This window comes from Paenibacillus zeisoli, from assembly GCF_003994465.1.
Lineage (GTDB): Bacteria > Bacillota > Bacilli > Paenibacillales > Paenibacillaceae > Fontibacillus > Fontibacillus zeisoli.
Window position 1 is genome coordinate 1 of sequence record NZ_RZNX01000015.1, and the last position, 18,349, is coordinate 18,349.

19 protein-coding genes and 1 tRNA gene are annotated in these 18,349 nt (G+C 47.3%); 9 read left to right on the forward strand and 11 right to left on the reverse strand.

Features of this window, described 5'->3' with window-relative positions; all coding sequences use genetic code 11:
* Positions 1-115: 115 nt before the first annotated feature.
* The 9 genes from EJP77_RS19660 to EJP77_RS19700 form a co-directional block, all read right to left on the reverse strand.
* Positions 116-634, reverse strand: a complete 519-nt coding sequence (locus EJP77_RS19660) for a DinB family protein (protein WP_127200966.1) — start codon at positions 632-634, stop codon at positions 116-118.
* A gap of 82 nt (positions 635-716) precedes the next feature.
* Positions 717-1,634, reverse strand: coding sequence for a helix-turn-helix transcriptional regulator (locus EJP77_RS19665; protein WP_127200967.1), 918 nt, complete (start codon positions 1,632-1,634; stop codon positions 717-719).
* A gap of 48 nt (positions 1,635-1,682) precedes the next feature.
* A complete protein-coding gene (locus EJP77_RS19670; RefSeq protein ID WP_127200968.1) occupies positions 1,683-3,035 on the reverse strand; it encodes a sensor histidine kinase in 1,353 nt (450 codons plus the stop codon).
* Entirely contained in the window at positions 3,032-3,730 is a 699-nt protein-coding gene (locus EJP77_RS19675) for a response regulator transcription factor (protein ID WP_127200969.1), read from the reverse strand. The genes EJP77_RS19670 and EJP77_RS19675 overlap by 4 nt, the downstream gene beginning before the upstream one ends.
* Positions 3,731-3,832: 102 nt before the next feature.
* Positions 3,833-4,231 carry a hypothetical protein gene (locus EJP77_RS19680; protein WP_127200970.1) on the reverse strand — a complete coding sequence of 133 codons (399 nt, stop codon included), beginning with the start codon at positions 4,229-4,231 and terminating at the stop codon, positions 3,833-3,835.
* 92 nt (positions 4,232-4,323) lie between these two features.
* Positions 4,324-4,986 (reverse strand): TetR/AcrR family transcriptional regulator, encoded by a 663-nt coding sequence (locus EJP77_RS19685; RefSeq protein ID WP_127200971.1) that lies wholly within the window; start codon positions 4,984-4,986, stop codon positions 4,324-4,326.
* A 67-nt stretch (positions 4,987-5,053) separates the two neighbouring features.
* Positions 5,054-6,082 carry an ABC transporter permease gene (locus EJP77_RS19690; protein WP_127200972.1) on the reverse strand — a complete coding sequence of 343 codons (1,029 nt, stop codon included), beginning with the start codon at positions 6,080-6,082 and terminating at the stop codon, positions 5,054-5,056.
* Positions 6,079-6,810: an ABC transporter ATP-binding protein gene (locus tag EJP77_RS19695; protein WP_127200973.1), complete on the reverse strand. Its 732-nt coding sequence runs from the start codon at positions 6,808-6,810 to the stop codon at positions 6,079-6,081. Before EJP77_RS19695 ends, EJP77_RS19690 begins: the two co-directional genes overlap by 4 nt.
* 128 nt (positions 6,811-6,938) lie before the next feature.
* Positions 6,939-7,319 carry a PilZ domain-containing protein gene (locus EJP77_RS19700; RefSeq protein WP_127200974.1) on the reverse strand — a complete coding sequence of 127 codons (381 nt, stop codon included), beginning with the start codon at positions 7,317-7,319 and terminating at the stop codon, positions 6,939-6,941.
* Between the two features lie 293 nt (positions 7,320-7,612).
* Between EJP77_RS19700 and EJP77_RS19705 the strand changes: the two genes are divergently transcribed.
* The 4 genes from EJP77_RS19705 (at position 7,613) to pstA (ending at position 11,885) form a co-directional block, all read left to right on the forward strand.
* Positions 7,613-9,052 carry a stalk domain-containing protein gene (locus EJP77_RS19705; RefSeq protein WP_127200975.1) on the forward strand — a complete coding sequence of 480 codons (1,440 nt, stop codon included), beginning with the start codon at positions 7,613-7,615 and terminating at the stop codon, positions 9,050-9,052.
* 35 nt (positions 9,053-9,087) lie between these two features.
* Positions 9,088-9,951, forward strand: coding sequence for a phosphate ABC transporter substrate-binding protein (locus EJP77_RS19710; protein ID WP_127200976.1), 864 nt, complete (start codon positions 9,088-9,090; stop codon positions 9,949-9,951).
* Positions 9,952-10,044: 93 nt separating this feature from the next.
* Positions 10,045-11,007: a phosphate ABC transporter permease subunit PstC gene (gene pstC / locus EJP77_RS19715; RefSeq protein WP_127200977.1), complete on the forward strand. Its 963-nt coding sequence runs from the start codon at positions 10,045-10,047 to the stop codon at positions 11,005-11,007.
* Positions 11,004-11,885, forward strand: a complete 882-nt coding sequence (gene pstA / locus EJP77_RS19720) for a phosphate ABC transporter permease PstA (protein ID WP_127200978.1) — start codon at positions 11,004-11,006, stop codon at positions 11,883-11,885. Before pstC ends, pstA begins: the two co-directional genes overlap by 4 nt.
* Before the next feature lie 59 nt (positions 11,886-11,944).
* Here the strand turns inward: pstA and EJP77_RS19725 are convergent, their stop codons facing one another.
* The gene (locus EJP77_RS19725; protein ID WP_127200979.1) at positions 11,945-12,421 is read right to left on the reverse strand and encodes a glutathione peroxidase; all 477 of its coding nucleotides are present in this window, start codon (positions 12,419-12,421) and stop codon (positions 11,945-11,947) included.
* A gap of 150 nt (positions 12,422-12,571) precedes the next feature.
* On the opposite strand from EJP77_RS19725, the gene EJP77_RS19730 reads away from it, so the two are divergent.
* From EJP77_RS19730 to EJP77_RS19740, 3 genes are read left to right on the forward strand one after another with little or no spacing between them, the layout of a single operon-like run.
* A complete protein-coding gene (locus EJP77_RS19730; protein ID WP_127200980.1) occupies positions 12,572-13,405 on the forward strand; it encodes an amino acid ABC transporter substrate-binding protein in 834 nt (277 codons plus the stop codon).
* A gap of 26 nt (positions 13,406-13,431) precedes the next feature.
* Entirely contained in the window at positions 13,432-14,100 is a 669-nt protein-coding gene (locus tag EJP77_RS19735; RefSeq protein WP_127200981.1) for an amino acid ABC transporter permease, read from the forward strand.
* 11 nt (positions 14,101-14,111) lie between these two features.
* Positions 14,112-14,861: an amino acid ABC transporter ATP-binding protein gene (locus tag EJP77_RS19740; protein ID WP_127200982.1), complete on the forward strand. Its 750-nt coding sequence runs from the start codon at positions 14,112-14,114 to the stop codon at positions 14,859-14,861.
* 799 nt (positions 14,862-15,660) lie between these two features.
* Here EJP77_RS19740 and EJP77_RS19745 read toward each other — a convergent pair.
* Positions 15,661-15,734, reverse strand: a tRNA-Arg gene (locus tag EJP77_RS19745).
* A 237-nt stretch (positions 15,735-15,971) separates the two neighbouring features.
* Here EJP77_RS19745 and EJP77_RS19750 point away from each other — a divergent pair.
* Both EJP77_RS19750 and tig read left to right on the forward strand, forming a co-directional pair.
* On the forward strand, positions 15,972-16,799 hold the full coding sequence (locus EJP77_RS19750; protein ID WP_246021953.1) for a hypothetical protein: 828 nt from the start codon (positions 15,972-15,974) through the stop codon (positions 16,797-16,799).
* 180 nt (positions 16,800-16,979) lie between these two features.
* The gene (gene tig / locus EJP77_RS19755; RefSeq protein WP_127200984.1) at positions 16,980-18,338 is read left to right on the forward strand and encodes a trigger factor; all 1,359 of its coding nucleotides are present in this window, start codon (positions 16,980-16,982) and stop codon (positions 18,336-18,338) included.
* Positions 18,339-18,349: the final 11 nt, after the last annotated feature.

Below are 18,349 nucleotides of genomic sequence, written 5' to 3' on the forward strand. Positions count from 1 at the left end.
CGTTCCGAGGGATGAGAACCCCAGAGTGGGGGTTCGTCGGAGTAAAGCCCCCCATGCCGGATGGCAGAAGGATGGGCGGAGTCTCGAGCAGTGCGAGAGTATCCCTCCTGGGACGTCAAAGAAATCTCTCCACTGGTTCCCGATACCAGAAGAATGCGTAATCGTTCATGGTGGAGGCGTGGCCCAGCTGACGCAGCATTGTAGAGATATTGCCTCTGTGATATGTCCCGTGAATGACCACATGCAGCACAATCTCCGACAAGCGGGTTTGGCGAATTCCCGCGTATGGGTTGTCAAGGAGAAGGGTCTGCTCCAAATCGGACTGGCTTTCGAGCCATTCTTCAAATTGTCCCGCTAACTCAGCAAAGCTATTGACGTATTCGTCCACTGAAGCCAGAATGCTCCCATTGAGAGGCATGCACATTTGCAGTGCCTCCGGCATGCCAGTGCCTGTCAACACCAGATACCACATCTTATCTACCGCATAGATATGACTAAGGGCATGAGCGATTGTAGGAAAAGAGGAGTTTACTTCTTGACTCAGTACAGAGGGCGGGAGCTGCTTGATTCTCCCAAGGATCGTCTGGTTGGCCCAAATGTGGTATTTAAACATTTCTACTGGATAATTCGTCATAATTATCGTCTCCTTTTGGATGGTCATGGATTTGTATTCAAATCTGTTATTAGTATAAAAAAAGAAGTATGACAGCAGTCTGTCATACTTCTTCATAAAGGTTGAGTGTATTTCTAAGCTGCTCTCTTAAGATCCCTCGCAGTGCGGAGGGTTCAAGGACTTCGGCGCCGCTGCCAAAGCTTAGCAGAATTGCCCAAAGCCAGCGCGCTTCCAGCGGCTTATATACAGGAATCCGCATCGTCATGCTTCCATCCGGATCAAAGTGCTTATCTGCATGATGAAACTGATCCATCACTTCGGCCAAAGCTTCCGCTCTCACCCGAATCACTACGTCCTCCACCTGATCCTGCCATGCGGAGTATGAATCCCCGGCCATCGGCGGTACCTCTTGATGAGGCTGAAAGATATCTTGTGACAAGAACACATTCATCATCCGCGATAACTTGAACTCCCGATAATCCTTCCTTGTTCGGCAGTAACCATACACATACCAATTGCTGTATTTAAAATGAAGCCTCAATGGTTCCATACCACGGGTCGTGCGTTCATTTTGTCCATTGATGTAATCAAAACGAATGACATTCCGCTGTATAATAGCTGTGCGTAATAGAGGAAGCACGTCTGGACCAATCCTGTGGGTTGCCAAGTCCACAGATAGACTCGGGGCCTCATACTCAGGTCCAATCGTTTGCAGCCGTTCAATAGTTCCTTTCACACGCTCGTCTTCAAATACGGAGGAGAGGCTGCTGAGCACGGTGATCAGGGAATCGACATCGTAAGAACCGAGTAAACTTCGGTCCATTTTGTATCCGTCCATCATGCCATATCCGCCTTTAATTCCCTGATATGATACGACCGGGAAGCCCGCTGCACAGATCACATCGATATCCCGGTAGATAGTTCTTTGGGAAACCTGGAACTCCTCAGCCAGCATCGAGGCAGACAGAACTTCGTGATTCAGCAGCTTATAGATTATGGAGATCAACCGTTCTAATTTCATCTATATCCTCCAGTCGTCCCATTTTATATCTAATTTCTAAGGAGAGACTTATTGCGTACCCGTAACTACGAAGCTGAAGCGGGCTCCGCCAAGTGGAGACCTTCCGCATACCATCCGGGCTCCCATTCGCTCCGCAATTTGATAGCAAATGGCGAGTCCAAGACCTGTGACCCCATGCTGGCCCTTATAGAAGCGATTGAAGATAGCTTCGTATTCATCCTCAGGGACTCCGTCGCCATCATCATCAATATGGATACTCCAATCGAGCTGTTCGAGTAAGGCTTGGCTGTTAGCTCCAAACTCAGCTTCAATCCGAATAACAATGCGGCTCCGAGCATGCCGGACCGCGTTCTGGAGCAGGTTCACCAGCACCTGAAAGATCTGCTCCGCAGGCAAAGTGACATTAACCGATTCGCCTATAACCTCAATAATAACATGGCGCTCTGAAGCCGCAGGAGCGAGCAGATCTGCAGCCTGCTCGGCCATGTTTCTTAGGTCTTCTTTACTCAGTGTCCAGGGATCATCCAGCGACTCAAGCCGGGACAATTGCAATAAGCGCTCGACCATATGAATCATTCGCCGCGCTTCCTTGCTGATGACTTCAAGGCCCTGATCCACACTGACTACCTGATCTTTAATAGCCATGGAATAACCTTGAATGGACATGAGCGGCGTCCTTAGTTCATGTGAGACATTTTGCAGAAATTCGATTTGATAGACCTGATGTCGATCGATTCTCTGGGACATTTCCTGAAAAGTAGCGATAAGCTCGCCAATCTCCGTCCCGTCGGCCTTCGGAAGGACCGGATTATGCGGCCGATAGGGTTCGTATTGACTTACTGCTTCGGTCAGCTTTTTCAGAGGGCGTGTTGTTTTCCATACAACGAGAAGTCCGATCGCCAGAACGAAGAGAAAACTGCCCAGAATGGCATAAATCGTGGTACTCAGCAGCTGCCCGACAATAGCACGGAGAGAAGAAAGAGGCGCAAATACGATAATTTGAAGCGATGGCTCCTCATCGAGCTTTTTGGTGGCATAGAGCATTTCCCTGTTGTCGAGCTCCACCACACCATCTTCTTCTAGTATAGGCACATGTAATTGGGCATTAATTTTCCTCGGGTCACTTGCGGCAATAATGACATGTTTATCATTCAAAATCAAAAAATCCGCATCATACAGCTTATCTTTGAACCTCAGCTTTAAGTCCTTGTCATCAATGTCCGAGATATTTCCATCGTTAAGAATCTGAATGGCCTTATCAATCTGGCTGTGAAGTTCCGTCTTGGCTTGGTCCACCGTGAGGCTGTGAATCAGCCTGACAAACAGAAATACCGTGATGCCCACGGTGATGAACATCCCGGCAATCAAGGAGAGCAGCACCCGGCCTCTGAGTGTTCTCATCCCGTTTTTACCAAGGCCTTATAGCCATATCCCCACAAGGTATCAATCTGGAACGAGGCTGCATGCTCGGAAAGCTTCTTGCGAAGCCTCTTGACCAAATCATCAACCACCCTTACATCCCCAAGATAATCAAAATGCCAGACCTGCTGGATAAGCTGTTCACGGGTGAAAGGCCGTTCAAGATGTTTGGCGAAAAATACTAACAGTTCATACTCCCGAGAAGTGAGGGCGAGATCGGTCTCTTCTACAGCTACTTTACGGTACTCCTCATTCACCTTTAAATTCCCTGCTTGAATGACTTTGGAGGAGACTGCTGGATCTTGATCCTGTCCGAGCCGGACAAGGCGAAGCATTGATTTCACCCGTCCTACCAGTTCCCTGGGGTTAAAGGGCTTGGTGAGGAAGTCGTTACAGCCCAGCTCCAATCCAATAATCCGGTCCATCTCATCCCCTCGTGCTGAGATCATAATGATAGGCATTTCTGTAAAAGTCCGCAGTTCGGTCAGCAGCGTTAATCCATTTATGCCCGGCATCATGATATCCAGGACCAGGAAATCCGGCTTGTGCATGCGCACTTCCTCAATTAAGTGCTCTCCGTCCGGATATTCCGTGACATGAAAATCCTCTTTGCGCAAATACTCAGAGATCAGCCGCAGAATGGAAGGATCATCATCGACTACGAAAATGCTTGTCATCAGCTCACTCCTCCTCTCCCAGAATGTACTAGACTCTTGTTACAATCTACCAAAAACAAGCAAAAACGGAAAGGCTTTAAGCCTTCCCGTCTCTAGCTCAGCCTATTTTTTTGTAGTTTTCTTGGCGGCTACTTTCTTGTGTGTAGTATGCTTGGCTGCTGTTGATCTATGATGAACTTTCTTTACATGCTTGTGATGCTTCTTGTGAACGGCTTTGGTTGTTTTCGCCTTTTTCACAACGGCCTTCTGGGAGGCCTTCTTCACAGCAGGTTTGGCAGCTGTCTTCTTGTCTGTCTTGACCGGAGCCGGCTTGGTGGAACTCTTAACGGCAGATGCAGCTGACTTAATCTTAACCGGCGATTTGGCTGAAGCCGTTACTGCTGCCTTGGCCGCAGGCTTAACGGATGGGGCTTTAGCCGGGCTAGCCATCGCACTGGTCGCGCCTCCTACCAAACTCACAACCGTTAATAGAGCCACCAGATTCTTTTTCCAATTCAACATGAGTATCACCTCTTTCTAAGATTAATCTCATCTTAGCAAGACCTGGTGAGAGGCCCATGTGAGAATTGTGAAAAAAGTATATGAATAGGCATTTACCTGGAAGCCAGACCGTGGAGGATGAACTGAATCGTCTGCTCAATCTCCTGCTCTTCATCCCACGGTAGCTCAGGAGCGAGGAGAAGGTGAAAGATAAACAGACCGACGGCGGAAGAGATAGCAAAGCGGATCGCCGCCAAAGTAGGGACTTCCAGCAGTTCCCCTTTGTCCTGGAAATGCTTCACTATCTTCTGGAACCGCTCAAAAATTTTCGCGCCGATATGTTCTATAAATTGCTCCTTCAAGGCTGGCTGAAACGGAATCTCCTGAAGCAGAATTTTAATAATCTTAAGGTGCTTGCGCGCAAAGGCGAGGCGGTTGATCAGAACCGCTCTCAGGAAAGCTTCGAAGGTTGGATAATCCTTTTCCAGCACATCGTTGAAATTATTAAGAATGAACGGGGCAAGCAGCTTGCCCATCATCGGAGTTACGATCGAGAGCAGCAGATCCTTCTTCGTCTTGTAGTGACGGAAGATGGTTCCTTCCGCAACACCTGCCATCTGTGCGATTTCACTGGTAGAGGCTGCGGCATATCCTTTTTGCGAAAAGACTTCAACAGCCGCTTCGATAATCTTCAGCTGTTTGTCGGTGAATTTCCGGTCCTCGGTGTGAAGCAGCGCTTCCAGCCAAGGTTCGAGCGGCTCCTGATGCTGCGGCATGATGGTCAACCTCCTGTATCCCGTATTCGGATTAATCTTCGTATTCTACCACATTTTGCACATGTCATTAAATCTTCCGATATTTACGCAGGGCTATGATATTAAGAAGGATGAACAGAGCCGAGAAGCCGGTGAGCACATAGACATCCAGAGCTATCGCATTCCAACCCAGCCCGCGAATCATGACATCGCTGAGTCCTTTCGTTCCATAGGTCAGCGGCATGATGACTTCCAGCTTGCGGAGCCAATCCGGAAGGGTATCCATCGGGAAGAGACCCGACAGGAATAATTGCGGCACGATAATGAGAGGAACGAACTGAATCATCTGGAGCTCATTATTTGCATATGCGGAGATGAGTGTCCCTAAGGTTAAAGCGCTCAAGGACATGAGCAGGGTCAGCAGGATGACCAGTCCAAAGGAGCCTACCATCATGATTCCAAGGACCTTGGTACAGAACCATGAAATGAGGAGTGCCTGGATAATGGTGAATATCCCGAACCCGCCTACATACCCGAGCACAATTTCATACCGCTTAAGCGGGGTGGCCAGTAATCGTTCTAGGGTTCCTGTCGTTCTCTCTCTGAGGAAGGAGACCCCTGCAATCAGAAATACAAAGAAGAAGATGAAGAACCCGATAAGTATAGGGCCGAACTGGTCAATGCTGGTCATATTCTCTGAGCCATGAAGATAAGTAATGACTGGTTTGAAGGATGCTGACTGGTGTGAGAAATGTTCCGCTGCTTTCTGCACAGCCTGAAGCACGGCTCGGTTCACCGCAGGCTCACTGCCTTCAAGCTTGACCTTGGGTACCTGTCCGTCAATCGTGATGAGTGCATCAATCGTCCGATCGCTCAGCGCGGCTTCAGCCAGATCTTCCCGCTCATAATTTATAGTAACAGCCCCTTCAGACTGTAAGCTTGACGACAATACTGAAGGCGCACTCAGGAGACCCAGTGTAGGCTTATATTCCTTCCCGTTAAAAACAAGGTTCATCAGGGTCAGAACGAATAGGGGAGCAATCAGCATCAAGGCGAGAGTCCGTTTGTCCCGGCGAAATTGGCGTAGAATCCGAATGACGATAGCGGATATTTTCATGCTTGATGACCTCCATAATACACAAATGCCTCTTCAATAGAATCGGTGCCCGTCTTAGAGATCAGCTCTCCAGGTGTATCCACCGCCAGCAGCCTGCCTTCCCGGATCATCCCCAGCCGATCACATTTCTCAGCTTCATCCATGACGTGTGTAGTCAGCAGAATCGTAGTTCCTTGTTCATTTAGCAATTTAAGTTCCTTCCAGATCGCTTGACGAAGCAGGGGATCAATCCCGACGGTGGGTTCATCCAGCACAAGAATGGGAGGCTGGTGAAGAAGGGCTGCAGCAAGAGAGAGACGGCGCTTCATCCCCCCAGAGTATTGATCTACCCGTTTATCCAGATGTTTCTCCAAGGCAACAATTTCAGCGACCTCCATAATGCGCTTACGCAGAGAGGCTCCTTTCAAGCCATATAATGCACCGAAAAACTCCAGGTTCTCCTTGGCACTCAGCTCGGTGTACAGGGCATCGGATTGAGCCATATAGCCGATTTGATTCAGCATGGAGAGCTTTGGCATTAGCGTGCCTTGAACATGGACCTGGCCTGTCGTAGCTTGCAGCGTTCCCGTAAAGAGCTTAACCAGGGTGGTCTTCCCGGACCCTGAAGGTCCCAGAAGCCCAAATGTCTCCGCAGAGTGAATCGCAAGCGTAATGTCCTCCAGCACAGTCTTGTTCCCGAAACGCTTGCTGACCCCTGCGGCCGTAACGACATCTGGAAAATCAGACATAGTAACACTCCTTTAACATAATGAGTGAGTACTTACTTTTGAACTGAGTATATCCGACGTTCCTGAATTTGTAAATGGATAAAAAGAAAAGATTGCCGGGTTGAATCGGCAATCTTGATTTGCAGCGTTTATATCACTTTAATTTTCTTGTTTCCAGCGAGTGTTCTTAATTCCGCATTTATCTTCTCTTTCTCGTCATCTTCGAGCAATAGAGACAGGCCGTAGTGAAAGAAAGGGGGTTCGAGTTGGCGCTGCCAGCGGATTTGGGCATTGAAATCATATTCTTCTTCACTAAACTTAAGGCGCAGAACTCCTTTGATAGAATTGGAAGAAGCATGAAGATCAAGCGGGGTCCGAATTTTGCAGCCCCCCTTGCTGATATCAATTAAGTCAACCTCAGCCAGCTTACTTGTGATGGCCGTACCATTAATCTCGGAAATCCGAATCCAGCAGCTCATAGGTACTTCCATAGAGTAGCGGAAAGGTTCTTTTCTATTATTGTTGCTCATAGCCCCTCCAGAACATAGGTGTATAACGCCATTATATCTAAAAATTGGATTCTATTAAACTTTATAATTTTTTATATAGGTATATCTACATGGAACTAAACATTGGTTATGTTTTAGTTTATTCCATATATATCATATTTTAAATATATTTCTATGGTCACGGGTCTATTTTCCTAAATTCACATAAATTTATTCAATAATTTAACAATCCATTACAAACTACCAGAATTCTTTTAACAATATTATATGAAAATGACATCATAGCACTTATGTATTAGGAAAAGGGTGAGCTGATGAAGAAGGGTAAAGTATTCAGTATGTTAGTAGCTTCTGCACTGGTGACTTCCACTTTAGCAGGAACTGCTGGGGCGGCTGCTGCAAAAACAGCAAGTCCGGCCAAAAAGGCTGCATCGAAACAAACCGCAGCCAAATTTAAAGTGATTAACTCTGGGCTCCAAGTAGATGGCGACAATGTGGTGCTGAAAGCCATTGAAGTGAATGGAACCAAGCTGTACTCGATCCGTGATCTGGCTGATGCACTTAACGCAGGGCTTAAGCTTGAGAATGGAAGTGTGGTTCTGAATGATTCTTATGGATATCATTCCGTATCCATCAAACCTAATATTAAGAGCCTGCAGGTAGAAGGAGCTACCCAAGATTTCAAAGTAGCCCCTAAGCTTCAGGATGGCAATATTTATGTCGAATTGAACACAACTGTAGACGCGCTCGGTGCTGAAATTGCAGGCAGCGGCAAGATCTACAAATTAAAGCGGGCTGAAGGCCAGTTCTCTACAATTGGTTTTGATGAGAACGGCAGCATTGTGGCTACCAAAGAAGATGGAGAAGCTCTGCAGGTCTTCAAACTCAGCCCTTCGCTTGGAACTCCATATGAGGTGTTCTCTTCTAACGAGGGAGCAGCAACAGCCGTAATTTCTCCCGATCACAAATGGGGAGCTTTCACGAATGAAAATGGCCAGTTGTTTGTCTACGATCTGGGAACAGGCCTAACGAAGCAAATCGGGTCGGACAGCACGGTGAAGACGGATCTTACCTGGTCGGCAGATGGCAAGAAAGTATACTTTATCCAAGGCGACAAGCAGGAGAAAATCTCATACATAACGGTAGACACCGGTGTACTTACCGAAGTCCTTGCAGATAAAGTGGAGAACAAATCAGATCTTCAAGTCTCAAACGATGAGAAGAAAATAGCTTACCTGGTTAACACAACAGGCGTTGCCAGTAACGACGCTGACAGCACGGAAGATTCCCTTACCATCGATTATTCCGGCGCCGGCGCTCAGGTCTACTCTTTGGATCTTACAACCAAAGGTGCAAAGCCAGTACAGCTGACTAAGACAACGGACAACAAGCTGCTGCCTTCTTTCCTTACGGATGGAAGTATCGTCTATGTAAGTGCAGATCCGGATGGAAAAGACGTAAACAGTGTACTGAAGAGCATTTCCGCGGATGGAACAAAAGTTACAGATTTGGTGTCGGATATTGATGTGAACCTTGATGTGGTAACAAAGGATGGCAAATTGCTGGTGGCAGGCTTGAAAGCAGATGGTTCTTCACACCTGTATGAAGTAACGGGTGGAACCAAGAAAGAGCTTTACAGCACTCCGAATGTTATTACTGAAGTTGCTATATCCAAGGATGGAAAGATCGCTCTGATCAGCGATGGCAAGGTTGTTGTTGTAGATGGCGGAAAAGGCACTGAGCTAACTAAATAACTATAATTTGAGAATTCGAGAGGAGTAATTCAATCATGAAATTGTTTAAGAAAATCTCTTTGGTGGCGGTAGCCGCAGCATTCGTTCTTTCTTCTGCAGGTGTAGGTTCTTCGGTTCAAGCAGCAGGCTCTGTATCCGGTAAAATTACGATTAATGGTTCCACTGCACTTCTTCCATTGTCTCTGCAGGCTGCAAAAGAATTTCAAAGATTGAATCCGAAGGTGAAAATTGCCGCTTCCGGTAAAGGTTCCGTAACAGGTCCTCAAGCCGTTAAGAAAGGCATTGCCCAAATCGGAGCTTGTGACTGGGATGCAAGCACAGATGTTCCTGGATTCAAAGCATTCGCAGGTCAAGTGGCCAACAAAGTTGCTGTAATTCCTTTTGCAACGGTAGTTAACAAAAGCGTGAGTGTAGATAACTTGACTACAGACCAGCTTAAAGGCATTTACAGTGGTAAAATCACGAACTGGAAAGAAGTTGGCGGCAGTGATGCAGATATCGTGGTTATCACTCGGGCCTTCGGTTCCGGTACACGCGTTAACTACCAAGCCAAAGCACTTGGCGGCGGAGATATCGTGAAGAAAGCGAAGAACTATAAAGAAGTTGGATCCAGCGGGGATATGAAGACAGCCGTGTCTACGACTCCTAACGCTATTGGATATATCGACCTTGTGTATGTAAGCGGCGGTGACCTTAAAGCGGTTAAACACAATGGTGTTGCTGCTACTGTTGATAATGTAATCAAAGGTACGTACAAAATTTGGTCTTACGGCTACTACATGACAAAAGGCCAACCTACTGGTGCTACTAAAGCCTTCATCGACTATGTACAAAGCAAGAAGTTCCAAGAGGGTTCGTTGAAGAAGCTTAAATTCATCCCGATTTCAGCAATGAAATAAGAAGTAAGCTAACTGCATTAGAATTTCAAAAGTAACGTTAACCAGCCAGCCCCTGTTCGGGGCTGGTTGCTGTATGGGAGGAAACAGAACGAAATGAGCACACCAGTTCATGATTTACCTGCACAAAAGGGAACTTTATTGCAGACGCCGGTTCAACAATCATCCAGATGGAAGCGGGGCCGCGGATCAAGAGTGCGGTTCACCAATGGATTATTCAAATATTATTTCTTATTCAGCATATTGGCACTCTGTCTGGTGCTGGCTTTGGTTATTTTCTTCATAGGTAAAACAGCAATTCTGACCTTTAAGGACATCTCACTCGCCCAATTCTTCTTGTCCTTTGATTGGACACCGGAAGAAGGGAAGTTTGGAGCTGCTTCATTTATCGTAAACACGATATCTTTAACGGCTCTAACCTTATTGTTTGCCGTGCCCATTTCGATTGGAATGGCGATCCTGATTGCTGAAATTGCTCCAAAGTGGCTAAAGTCTTTCATACGTCCGATTCTCGATCTGCTGGTCGGTATTCCCTCCGTTGTGTACGGTTATCTTGGCTTAACCGTGTTGATCCCGATTATCCGAACTTTAAGTGGTGAGAATTTGGGAGACGGTCTCCTGGCAGCATCTTTAGTGTTGACGATTATGATTCTGCCTACGGTCAGCCGGATTAGTGATGATGCCATATCTGCGGTGCCCAAGAAATATCGCGAGGCGGCTTATGCTCTTGGTTCTACCCGTCTGCAGGTAATTATGAAAGTTGTGCTGCCGGCTGCAGCAAGAGGAATAGCGGCTGCCATCATTCTAGGTATGACACGCGCTATTGGAGAGACTATGGCGGTGGTCATGGTAATAGGTAACACGGCTCAGTTGGCGACATCCTTGTTCTCTCCGACTTCTGTGCTTACGAGTAATATCGTGATGCAGATTTCCAATGTGGAATTTGACTCCACCTGGAACTATGCGCTGCATATGATGGCATTCCTGCTGCTGGTCATCTCTTTTGGCTTGATTATGATCATACGTCTAATTAGCAGAAAGAGAGGAGATGTGGCATGAGCAGCTTCACACCAACACGCAAGAACAGACGCGCACTGATCTGGGACAAAGCAGCAACAGGTTCTTTTTATGCACTGGGGGCTGCTGTCCTGTTGTTCATCTTCTGGCTGCTATATACCATCCTTAGTAAAGGTCTGCCGGGAATTAATCTGCAATTCCTGACCAAGCTGCCGGAGGAGATTGATGTTGGAGGAGGAATAGGGCCGGTTCTGTTCAACTCCTTCTATATTCTCATTCTGTCTCTGATCATCTCGATACCGATCGGCTTAGGCGCAGGGATCTATATGGCGGAATATGCGCCCAAGAACAAATTTACTGAAGGGCTGCGGATTTGCGTAGAGACTCTGTCTTCAGTCCCTTCTATAGTGTTCGGGATGCTGGGACTGGCTATTTTCGCCGAGTACTTTGATATCGGACTTACGATTCTGGGCGGTGCGGTCAGCTTGGCGTTTCTCAATCTTCCAACCCTGGCCCGTGTGACGGAAGAAGCGGTTCGAGCAGTTCCGATTGAACTTCGTAATGCCTCCTATGCGCTTGGAACGACCAAGTTCCAGACCATTCGTACGGTAATTCTGCCCGTATCCCTGCATGCCATTGTTACTGGGATCTGCCTGGTGGCCGGGCGGGCCTTCGGGGAGTCTGCGGTTATCATATTGACAGCGGGGCTTAGTACATCAGGAGAAATGTGGGACTTCAACTTATTCTCGCCGGGTGAGACGCTTGCCGTTCATCTGTGGTATGTTCACTCTGAAGCCATCGTTGAAGATGCGAAGCAAATCGCTGACAAATCTGCAGCGGTCCTCGTATTTGTGGTTCTTTTCCTGAATCTGCTGTTCCGTGTGCCGCTTTGGTTCAATAACCGCAAGCTCAAGAAATAGGCACAATCCAGTCATAAACTAAAGAAAACACCCCTTCAAGAAGGGGTGTTTTTGCGTTTTTACAGAAGGTCCTTGATATCAGCTTCAATCGCTTCCGGTTCTGTTCGGGCGCTGTACTGTTTGATTACATTTCCTTCCCGGTCTACCAGGAATTTTACAAAGTTCCATTCGATGTCGCCCGTGTGATAGGGGGCAGGGGTATGATCGACCAGATGGACAAATAACGGATGAGCATGCTCACCTTTCACATCAATTTTGGCGAATAACGGGAACGTGACCTGATAATTAAGCTCACAGAACTCTTTGATCTCTGCCTCGGTCCCAGGCTCCTGACCGGCAAATTGATTGGAGGGGAATCCAAGCACCACCAATCCCTGATCCTTATAAGTTTCATATAAAGCCTGCAGTCCCTTGTAATGTGGAGTGAGCCCGCAGCCGCTGGCTGTATTCACAATAAGGAGTACCTTATCTTTGTAAGGTTGCAGGGTAGTCTGCTCACCCTCGATCGTGTTTACTTCGAAATCATAAATTGACATTTTCGTACCTCCTTTTTATGAAAATCCACTAAGGCTATTCTACATGATTGAGTGCATGAAGCTCAAATAGGCCGGTAGCTTACATGATTTCAGAGAACAAAGTAAAAGCTATGTTTGTTGAGAACAAGATAAGGACAAGGGGCTGTAAATATGAAAAAAGTAAGCTTGGCTCTTCTGGTACTAGGGCTTTCCATCGCTATGGTGGGTTGTGGGGCCAATAAAAGTAATAATCCATCCACGCCAGTACAAGAACAAAATAATACATCTGGCAAAGCCGCACAGACAGCGCTTGAGACCGTCAAGGCAAGCGGTAAGCTGAGGATTGGAACAGAGGGAACCTACGCTCCCTTTACGTTTCATGATAAGGCTGGGAAATTAACGGGTTTTGATGTAGAGATTGCTGAGGAGATTAGTAAAAGAATTGGGGTTCAGCCTGAATTTGTGGAGTCCCAGTGGGACAGTCTTATTGCAGGACTGGATGCTAATCGCTTTGATACTGTGTTTAATGAAGTATCCATCACGGATGAGCGAAAGGCGAAGTACGCCTTCTCGGATCCCTATATTGTGTCCAAAGCCGTGCTGATTGTGAGGGAGGATAACACGGACATCAAGAAATTTTCCGATTTGAAAGGAAAGAAGGCAGGGCAGTCTCTCACAACCAATCTCACCAAGATCGCCAAAGAGAACGGTGCCCAGATTGTAGCTATCGAAGGGTTCAATCAGGCTGTGGATCTGTTAACCTCCAATCGGATTGATGCCACTGTAAATGACCAATTGTCTTTCCTGGATCTGAAGAAGCAGAAGCCCCAGGTGCCAATTAAGGTAGTGGATACAGCAAGCGCGGCCTCCCAAAGTGCAGGCTTGTTCACTAAAGGAGCGGATGACCTTGTCACCGCCGTGAATAAAGCCCTTGCCGAAATGAAGAGCGATGGAACTTATCTGAGAATATCGCAGAAGTATTTTGGAGAAGATGTCTCGAAATAACTCGATGTTAAAAGGATGCATGCCCAATGGATGAGCGTAAAGTACAGATTTTGATGGACTCCTTGCTACCGCTGTTGAAAGCTGCGGTAGCTTTTACCGTTCCACTGACTTTAACTTCGTTTGCTCTGGGACTTGTTCTGGCTGTGATTACAGCTTTGGTTAGGTTATCCCATTGGAGAATTGGCAGACTTGTAGCCAGATTCTACGTGTGGATCATACGCGGAACTCCTCTGCTGCTGCAGCTGTTTATCATTTTTTTCGGTCTTCCCAGTATAGGGATTATACTGGATCCGTTCATAGCTTCAGTTATCGGATTCTCGCTGAGTGTTGGAGCCTACGGATCAGAAATCGTTCGGGCTGCGATTCAGTCAATTTCGGCGGGGCAATGGGAGGCTGCATACTCCATTGGAATGACTCGTTCACAGGCCCTTCGAAGGATCATTTTGCCACAGGCAGCAAGGGTGTCTGTTCCTCCTCTGGCGAATGCCTTTATCAGTCTGGTGAAGGATACTTCTCTTGCGGCCAGTATTACTTATGTGGAGATGTTCCGGACTGCCCAGGAAATTGTTGCAATCACTTTTGAACCTTTACTTTTGTACTCGGAAGCCGGAGTGCTTTATCTAATGCTCAGTACCCTTCTGTCAGGGCTTCAAAATTTCCTGGAAAGACGGCTCAGCCGTTACACCACAAGATAAGGAGATGTGCAATGATTGAAGTTCAGAATTTACATAAGTCTTTTGGTGCACAAAAGGTGCTGAGAGGTATTGATCTGAGGCTGGACAAAGGGAAGGTTCTGGTTATAATTGGACCTTCGGGTTCGGGGAAGACCACACTGCTGCGCTGTTTCAATCTGCTGGAACAGCCAGATATAGGTACTCTGCGGGTGGGAGAGATTGTCCTGGATTTCAAAGAGGGGTTCAAACCGAAGCAGGAGCAGATTCTCAAGCTTCGCAAGCAGAGCGGCATGGTGTTTCAGGCCTATCATCTGTTCCCGCATATGACCGCTGCGGGGAATGTGATGGAAGGGCTTATTACAGTACAGAAGAAGAACAAAGCGGAGGCAAGAAGGGTCTCATTGGAGCTGCTTGAGAGAGTTGGACTTGGAAATAAAGCTGATTCATATCCTCATATGCTATCAGGTGGACAGCAGCAGCGGGTAGGTATTGCCAGGGCTATGGCTGTTAATCCAGAAGTGCTGTTATTTGATGAGCCCACATCTGCTCTTGATCCCGAGCTCGTTGGTGAAGTACTCCGGGTGATGAAAAGTTTAGCCTCGAGCGGGATGACGATGATCGTCGTTACACATGAGATGAAATTTGCTGCCGAAGTTGCAGATCGGATCATTCTTATGGATAGCGGTCGCATAATAGAAGAGGGCTCTCCACAGGAAGTATTCCAAAATCCCAAGAGCCCGCGGGCAGCTCAATTTCTGAATATCCTGACCGAAAATAAATAGGCTTGGACGCAAAAAATCTCTCCCAAAGGAGAGATTTTTGATGACGTCCCCGTCGGTATACTCTCGCTTCGCTCGAGACTCCGCTCATCCCCTAGCCAACCGGCATAGGGGGCTTCACTACGACGAACCCCCAGTATGGGGTTCTCATCCCTCAGGACGCAAAAAATCTCTCCAAAAGGAGAGATTTCTTTGACGTCCCCGTCGGTATACTCTCGCTCCGCTCGAGACTCCGCTCATCCCCCAGTCATCCGGCATTGGGGGCTTCACTCCGACGAACCCCTCTCTGGGGTTCTCATCCCTCAGGACGCAAAAAAAATCTCTCCCAAAAAAGGAGAGATTTTTGATGACGTCCCAGGCGGTATACTCTCGCTTCGCTCGAGACTCCGCTCATCCCCTAGCCAACCGGCATAGGGGGCTTCACTACGACGAACCCCCAGTATGGGGTTCTCATCCCTCAGGACGCAAAAAATCTCTCCAAAAGGAGAGATTTCTTTGACGTCCCCGTCGGTATACTCTCGCTCCGCTCGAGACTCCGCTCATCCCCCAGTCATCCGGCATTGGGGGCTTCACTCCGACGAACCCCTCTCTGGGGTTCTCATCCCTCAGGACGCAAAAAAAATCTCTCCCAAAAAAGGAGAGATTTTTGATGACGTCCCAGGAGGTATACTCTCGCTTCGCTCGAGACTCCGCTCATCCCCCAGCCATTCGGCATAGGGGGCTTTACTCCGACGAACCCCTACTTGGGGTTCTCATCCCTCAGGACGCAAAAAATCTCTCCAAAAGGAGAGATTTTTGATGACGTCCCAGGAGGGATTCGAACCCCCGACCGACGGCTTAGAAGGCCGTTGCTCTATCCAGCTGAGCTACTGAGACATAAGATTAAAAATTCAAGCAAAAAAAATTTTACCACAAGCTGGCTTGCTAAGCAACTACAAAATCTAATGAGTTTAGCCCTTCTTTTTAAATTTGGGAATCACTATGCTATAATCTACGAATAATCGAACACGGAAGGAAGGAGGGACATTTATTAATACGCATGGACCCGAGGGAAGGGATAACGTTGTATTGTTTCCCAAGACACTAGATTTTTATCAGATGGAGCTCACACGGATGCTGGAGACCGAGCGCTACGGCGAGGCAGGAGAACTGCTGGAATTTCTGCTTCAGTGTCAGGGGCAGGAGCCCAGACAGTATGATGAATGGAAGGCTTTGCTCGATTGGCTTAGAGATGCTTTTCCCGGAGTCGCAGGTGAAGGAAGTGAACCGGACTTCTATGAAGAGAATGAGGAATCACTAGCTCGCCTGCATATCGAAGCCAAGGTTGCTTTGGACAAAGACTATGGGAATAAGCTGCTGAAGGCCGCTATGGATAGCCCTTTATCCGAGCATTCGCTGCTTGCGCTTGAGCAGCTATCCTATCTTGACATGCCGGAGATTGATGATGCTCTGCGCAGCTGGCTGGACAGAAAGAATGTTCACCCGCTGATCCAATTTCATATTCTACAGACCTTGCGCCGGCGCGGAGCACAGGGGACGGTGTCTTTTTTTCGTGGACAGGAGCTTGTTGAAGTTGAGATCGAGACAGTCCCGCTTAAGTCAGCCGACTTCCCGCCGCAGATCCAAAGAATATTGGAGCGTGTAGGGGATCAGACCCAAATTCATAACCCGACTCTTTTTTATTTCGCCCAGGAGTTCTGGTATCAATTTGTTATGGGCGTGTACGGCACAAGGGATTATACCTCAATTCTGGCTGAAGATGACGGTACGGCTGATATCTGGGCTGCTGCGCTGCATCAGACGATTTCTGAGAGCCTTCCCGATGGCAAAAGCGACAGCGATATAAGACTGGTATATGGAATTACAGACGCGCTCCGCCTGCGATTTGAGCAGGTATACAGATCTATGAAACAGTTTGTTCATTCGGGTCAGGGAAGATAATCGGCGGGATAAGGTTTTTCCTGCGGACCTGAGCCGTGGAACACTTGTAAAAAGCTGTATTGTTGTTTATAATGTAGTGGTTGTTCTTGTTCTGTACGTGAGTAAGGAATAATGAAATTGAAGCCGGATACATATCAGGATTCAATATATGTGAACTTATTTTGGAGGGGAAAGCATAAAATGAAAGCAACTTGGGAAAAAATAGAGAAGAACCTCGGCGTTCTCGAGGTCGAAGTGGATGCGGATCGTGTATCTGCAGCGCTGGATAAAGCTTTTAACAAAGTAGTAAAGAAAGCAACTGTACCTGGATTCCGTAAAGGTAAAGTACCACGGCCAATTTTCGAAGCGCGTTACGGGGTTGAAAGCCTCTACCAAGACGCCATCGACATTTTGCTTCCTGAAGTATACAGCGAAGCTGTTGAGCAAACTGACATCTTCCCTGTAGATCGTCCTGAAGTGGACGTTGAGCAGTTTGGCAAAGGACAAGCTTTCAAATTCAAAGCTAAAGTAACCGTTAAGCCAGAAGTGAAGCTTGGCGATTACAAAGGTATTGAAGTTGCAGCTGAGAACGTAGAAGTTACTGAAGAAGAAGTGGCTCAAGAGCTTGAGCGTCTTCAACAGCGTCATGCTGAGCTTGTTGTTATCGATGAAGAAACCGCTCAGAACGGTGATACTGTCGTAATCGACTTTGACGGTTCTGTTGATGGAGTTCCTTTCGAAGGTGGTAAGTCTGAGCGTTATTCCCTTGAGCTGGGCAGCAACACATTCATCCCGGGCTTTGAGGAACAAGTGGTGGGACTTGCAACAGGCGACTTCAAAGACGTGACTGTTACTTTCCCTGAAGCTTACCATGCAGAAGAATTGGCTGGTAAGGAAGCCGTATTCAAAGTGAAAGTTCATGAAATCAAGCGCAAGCAGCTTCCAGAGCTCGATGATGAGTTCGCGAAAGATGTTAGCGAATTTGATACTCTTGAAGAATATAAAGAAGATTTGAAGAAGCAGCTTGCTGATCGCAAATCGAAAGAGAATGAAGCTGCTCGTGAATCTTACCTGGTTGACCGGGTTGGCGAGAAAGCTGAAATTGAAATTCCAGCTGCCATGGTACAAGGTGAAGTTCAAAACATGGTCCGCGATTTCGACAACCGTCTTCGCACTCAAGGTATGAACCTTGAAATGTTCCTTGGCTTCTCGGGTCAAACTCTTCCTGAGCTGCAAGAGCAAATGCAAGGTGACGCTGAGAAACGTGTTCGCAATAACCTTGTTCTTGAACAAATCGCAAAAGAAGAGAACATTGAAGTTACAGAGGACGAGCTTAATGCTGAGCTGAACACAATGGCTGAAGCTTACAAACGTACCCCTGAAGAAATCCGCAATATCCTTGCAGCTAATGGTTCTTTGGGAAGTATGCGTGAAGAAGTACTGCTTCGCAAAACCATTCAATTCCTTCTTGAGAATGCTAAAGAAGTTCCAGCTGACCAGCTGAAGCCATCTGCTGATGCAGCAGAAGAAGTGAAAGAAGAAGCAGCTGAAGAGAAGTAAATCTACAAGCT